Annotated in this window: 4 protein-coding genes and 1 pseudogene; 4 read left to right on the forward strand and 1 reads right to left on the reverse strand. The window is 63.9% G+C overall.

What is annotated here, in order from left to right; genetic code table 11:
• The 4 genes and pseudogenes from ACEW8Q_RS08340 to ACEW8Q_RS08355 form a co-directional block, all read left to right on the forward strand.
• A pseudogene (locus tag ACEW8Q_RS08340) lies at positions 1-596 on the forward strand (F0F1 ATP synthase subunit alpha); the annotation flags it as partial.
• Positions 597-609: 13 nt separating this feature from the next.
• Complete coding sequence (locus ACEW8Q_RS08345) at positions 610-1,488, forward strand: F0F1 ATP synthase subunit gamma (RefSeq protein ID WP_373503593.1); 879 nt, start codon at positions 610-612, stop codon at positions 1,486-1,488.
• A 24-nt stretch (positions 1,489-1,512) separates the two neighbouring features.
• On the forward strand, positions 1,513-2,979 hold the full coding sequence (gene atpD, locus ACEW8Q_RS08350) for a F0F1 ATP synthase subunit beta (protein ID WP_373503594.1): 1,467 nt from the start codon (positions 1,513-1,515) through the stop codon (positions 2,977-2,979).
• 5 nt (positions 2,980-2,984) lie between these two features.
• Entirely contained in the window at positions 2,985-3,380 is a 396-nt protein-coding gene (locus ACEW8Q_RS08355) for a F0F1 ATP synthase subunit epsilon (RefSeq protein WP_373503595.1), read from the forward strand.
• A gap of 101 nt (positions 3,381-3,481) precedes the next feature.
• Here the strand turns inward: ACEW8Q_RS08355 and ACEW8Q_RS08360 are convergent, their stop codons facing one another.
• Positions 3,482-4,609, reverse strand: coding sequence for a TMEM43 family protein (locus tag ACEW8Q_RS08360; protein ID WP_373503596.1), 1,128 nt, complete (start codon positions 4,607-4,609; stop codon positions 3,482-3,484).
• Between the last annotated feature and the right edge of the window lie 159 nt (positions 4,610-4,768).

Here is a 4,768-nt window from a genome sequence, read left to right on the forward strand (position 1 = left end):
TGAACGACTCGCTCGGCGGCGGTTCGCTGACGGCACTCCCCGTCATCGAGACGCAGGCCAACGACGTGTCGGCCTATATTCCGACGAACGTCATCTCGATCACCGATGGCCAGATCTTCCTTGAAACCGAACTGTTCTACCAGGGCATCCGCCCGGCCGTGAACGTCGGCCTCTCGGTGTCGCGCGTCGGCTCCGCCGCCCAGACCAAGGCGATGAAGCAGGTGGCCGGCAAGATCAAGGGTGAGCTCGCCCAGTATCGTGAAATGGCCGCCTTCGCGCAGTTCGGCTCCGACCTTGACGCCTCGACGCAGCGCCTCCTCAACCGCGGCGCCCGCCTGACCGAACTTCTGAAGCAGGGCCAGTTCTCGCCGATGAAGACGGAAGAGCAGGTCGTGTCGATCTATGCCGGCGTCAACGGCTATCTCGATGCGCTGCCCGTCACCAAGGTGAAGCCCTTCGAGGAAGGCCTGCTGCGCTACGTGCGCGACAAGGCCGCCGATGTGCTTGAGGCGATCCGCACCGAGAAAGCGATTTCGGACAAGACGATGCCGAAGCTCAAGGCCGCCGTCGACGCCTTCGCCAAGTCCTTTGCTTAAGGTTTAAAGCCCGATGGCAAGTCTCAAGGACTTACGAAACCGCATCGCCTCGGTGAAGGCGACACGCAAGATCACCAAGGCCATGCAGATGGTGGCCGCGGCGAAACTACGCCGCGCCCAGGAAGCAGCCGTCGCCGCGCGCCCCTATTCGGAGCGCATGGCCGCGGTGCTCGCCAACCTGTCATCGTCGATGGCGGGGCAGGCGGGTGCTCCGACGTTGCTGACCGGCACAGGTTTTGACGAGACGCACCTGCTGGTCGTCGCCACCGCCGAGCGCGGACTTTGCGGCGGCTTCAACTCCTCGATCGCCAAGCTGGCACGCGAGCACGCCGACCGGCTGATCGCCCAAGGCAAGACGGTGAAGATCTTCACTGTCGGCAAGAAGGGCAACGACTCGATGAAGCGCCTTTATGGCAAGTACTTCATCGAGGCGGTGGACTTCCGCGGCCAGAAGAACGTGACCTTCGAGAACGCCCAGGGCGTGGCCGCGACCGTGCTCAAGATGTTCCATGAAGGCCAGTTCGACGTCGCCACTCTGTTCTTTGCCGAATTCAAGTCGGTGATCTCGCAGAAGCCGACGGCACTCCGCCTGATCCCGGCGCAGGTCGAGGGCGGCAAGCCCGCCGATCTCGGTGGTGCGGTCTATGAGGCCGAGCCTGAAGAGGGCGAGATCCTTGCCGACCTGCTGCCGCGCAACATTGCGGTGCAGGTATTCCGCGGGCTGCTCGAGAACGCTGCCTCCGAACAGGGCGCCCGCATGAGCGCCATGGACAACGCCACGCGCAACGCCGGTGACATGATCAACAAGCTCTCGATCAAGTACAACCGCCAGCGCCAGGCGCAGATCACCAAGGAACTCATCGAAATCATTTCGGGCGCGGAAGCGCTCTAAGAGAACACGAGAAGGACGAAACACATGGCAAAGAAAGCCGCCTCCGCCGACGCATCGGGTTCGAAGTCCACCGGCCGCATCACCCAGGTCACGGGCGCTGTCGTCGACGTTGCCTTCGATGGTGCCTTGCCGGCCATTCTGAACGCACTTGAAACCATGAACGGCAAGAACCGTCTGGTTCTCGAAGTCGCCCAGCATCTGGGTGAGAATACCGTGCGCTGCATCGCCATGGACGCTTCCGAAGGTCTGGTGCGCGGACAGGCCGTGACCGATACCGGCAACTCGATCTCGGTTCCGGTCGGCGAGGAAACACTTGGCCGCATCATGAACGTGATCGGTGAGGCCATCGACGAGGCAGGTCCGATCAAGACCTCGCTCCGCCGCCCCATTCACGCTCCGGCTCCCGAGTTCGTCGAGCAGTCGACGGAAGCCCAGATCCTCGTCACCGGCATCAAGGTGGTCGATCTTCTGGCGCCTTACGCCAAGGGCGGCAAGATCGGCCTGTTCGGCGGTGCCGGCGTGGGCAAGACGGTGCTCATTCAGGAACTGATCAACAACGTCGCCAAGACGCACGGCGGCTACTCGGTGTTCGCCGGCGTGGGCGAGCGCACGCGCGAAGGCAACGATCTCTATCACGAGTTCATCGAATCCAAGGTGAATGCCGATCCGCACAATCCGGACCCGGATGTGAAGTCGAAGTGCGCCCTCGTGTTCGGCCAGATGAACGAGCCGCCGGGTGCACGTATGCGCGTGGCGCTCTCGGGCCTCACCGTCGCCGAGCACTTCCGCGACCAGGGCCAGGACGTGCTGTTCTTCGTGGACAACATCTTCCGCTTCACGCAGGCCGGTTCCGAAGTGTCGGCTCTCTTGGGCCGCATCCCGTCGGCCGTGGGCTATCAGCCCACGCTCGCAACCGACATGGGCGCCCTTCAGGAGCGCATCACGACAACCAACAAGGGTTCGATCACCTCGGTGCAGGCGATTTACGTGCCGGCCGACGACTTGACCGACCCGGCCCCCGCCACCTCATTCGCCCACTTGGACGCGACCACCACGCTGTCGCGCTCGATTGCCGAAAAGGGCATCTACCCCGCCGTCGACCCGCTCGACTCCACCTCGCGCATGATGGACCCGCGCATCGTCGGTGAAGAGCACTACCAGACGGCCAGGCGGGTGCAGCAGATCCTCCAGCGCTACAAGGCGCTGCAGGACATCATCGCCATTCTCGGCATGGACGAGCTCTCGGAAGAGGACAAGCTCTCGGTTGCCCGCGCCCGCAAGATCGAGCGCTTCATGTCGCAGCCCTTCGACGTCGCCGCCGTGTTCACCGGTTCGCCGGGCGTGCAGGTGAAGCTCGAAGACACCATCAAGGGCTTCAAGGGCCTTTGCGACGGCACCTACGATCACCTGCCCGAGCCCGCTTTCTACATGGTCGGCACCATCGAGCAGGCCGTCGAGAAGGCCAAGCGTCTCGCCGCCGAGGCAGCGTAATCCAGATGGCTGGCCTTCATTTCGAACTCGTGAGCCCGGCGCGGCTTCTGTTCTCAGGGAGCGTGGCTTCGGTCACCCTCCCCGGAACCGAGGGCGAGATGGGCATATTCCCGGGACATGCGCCGATCCTGTCGACGCTGAAGCCGGGTGTCGTCACCGTCTACAAGGACGGCGGCTCGTCCGACCGCATCTTCGTCAAGGGCGGCATGGTGGAAGTGAACCCGGAAGGGCTGACGCTGCTTGCCGAAGTGGCGATCCCGATGGAAGAACTCAGCTCGGACGCCATCGCCCGTCAGATCAAGGATGCCGAGGACGACGTCACCGACGCCAAGTCGGACGAAGCCCGCCGCAAGGCGCTTGAAAACCTCGAACACCTGAAGGCGATCCAGAGCGCCATCTGACGTTCTCCGTGAACGGATGAATCAAAATGCCCGCGGAGCGATCCGCGGGCATTTTCGTTCATGGGGGGTCAGCCCGGGTCATGATGCCCCATTCTCGTCTTTCACGCCGGAGACTTCGTGATCGCCGCCTGCTTTTTCTTCCCCATCATGCCGACAGCCACCGCGAGGCCGACGCCGATGGCCACGATGAGGAGCGCCAGCAGCGGGCGGTAGAAGACCCAGCCCGCGGCGATCACCAGCGAACCCAGCATCAAGGTGAGGACGATGCCGACGAGTGCCGCGCCGCCGCGAACGAGGCCGCCGATCAGGGGCACGCGGCCGAGCGTTGCCGTCAAGGGGCTGAAGGTCATGGCGAAGCCGATGAACATGAGGACAAGCCCGCCGATGCGGATGATCCAGGTGAGCATTTTGTTGCCGGCGATCGCATCCTTGAACATCTCCGCCGCCGTGGCGCTGCCCGCCTGGATGAGGAACACTTCGCGGCCATTGCTGGTGGTGTAGGGCATGAGCTTGCCGTTGCCCTGCTTGCCCACGATGCTGACGCGCGAGACATCGCCGCGCTGGAAGGAAATCCGGATGTCGCCCACCTGCGGGCTGTCCGGGTCGTCAGCCGAGAGATACTGGTTGTTGACGAGCCACATGGGCCGGGCGCCGCCAAGAGCACCTGCCGCCATCTCGATGCCGCTGTCGGTGAGCGCCACCGGCTTCTCCTGGCCCAACGGGGCAATGGCGTTCCCTGCGATGACGAAGGCGCCGACCTTCGCGGCGGCGATCTCGAAACTGTCGCCCGAAAGCGGCATCGCGGGGTTCTTGGGTGCAGACGCGGTCTTGAAGGTGGTTGAGTCGATGGGCGACGCTGACCACACTTTCTCGTAGTCGTAGACCTTCGTCTTGGTGGTCTTGCCATCCGTGCCGGTGCGTTCCACCTCACGGCTGGTTTCCTTCCACTGCAGCATCTCGACCTTGCGGGTGAGGCTCACGGCCCCCTCCGCGCTGAGCCCAAGCCGCGTGTCGGCGGGCACGTCCTGCGGAACGGCGTCGCCTGAAATGTGGAGCAGCTTGCCTTCGTTCGCCGGGTCGATTGTCGCCGCATCGGCCTCGACCACGATGCCGGAGCCCTCCTCCAGAGCCTTCGCAGTGTTCACCGCGCGGCCTTCGGCCCAAAACAGGAGAATGACGGAGGCCGCCACGAGGAGCAGGCCGAAGAAGGCAGACTTGAGCGCATTCATGAAAAAAGTCCGGGATCACTTGGCGTGATCCCGGACTCTAGTGGTCTTCGGACGATCTTACAATCAGGCCTGCTGCTTGCCGAGATCGGTCATCCAGCTGGTGCCGCCGGAGCGCTTGGGCGCGCCGCCGCCGCCGCTGTTGCGGCGCGGCTGCTGGGC

Source organism: Aestuariivirga sp. (assembly GCF_041738905.1).
Taxonomy (GTDB): Bacteria; Pseudomonadota; Alphaproteobacteria; order Rhizobiales; family Aestuariivirgaceae; genus Aestuariivirga.

Bases quoted from the DNA above. Each gene is read 5' to 3' on its own strand.
- ACEW8Q_RS08345 (WP_373503593.1), top strand. From the start codon at position 610: ATGGCAAGTCTCAAGGACTTACGAAACCGCATCGCCTCGGTGAAGGCG.
- atpD (WP_373503594.1), top strand. From the start codon at position 1,513: ATGGCAAAGAAAGCCGCCTCCGCCGACGCATCGGGTTCGAAGTCCACC.
- ACEW8Q_RS08355 (WP_373503595.1), top strand. From the start codon at position 2,985: ATGGCTGGCCTTCATTTCGAACTCGTGAGCCCGGCGCGGCTTCTGTTC.
- ACEW8Q_RS08360 (WP_373503596.1), bottom strand. From the start codon at position 4,609: ATGAATGCGCTCAAGTCTGCCTTCTTCGGCCTGCTCCTCGTGGCGGCC.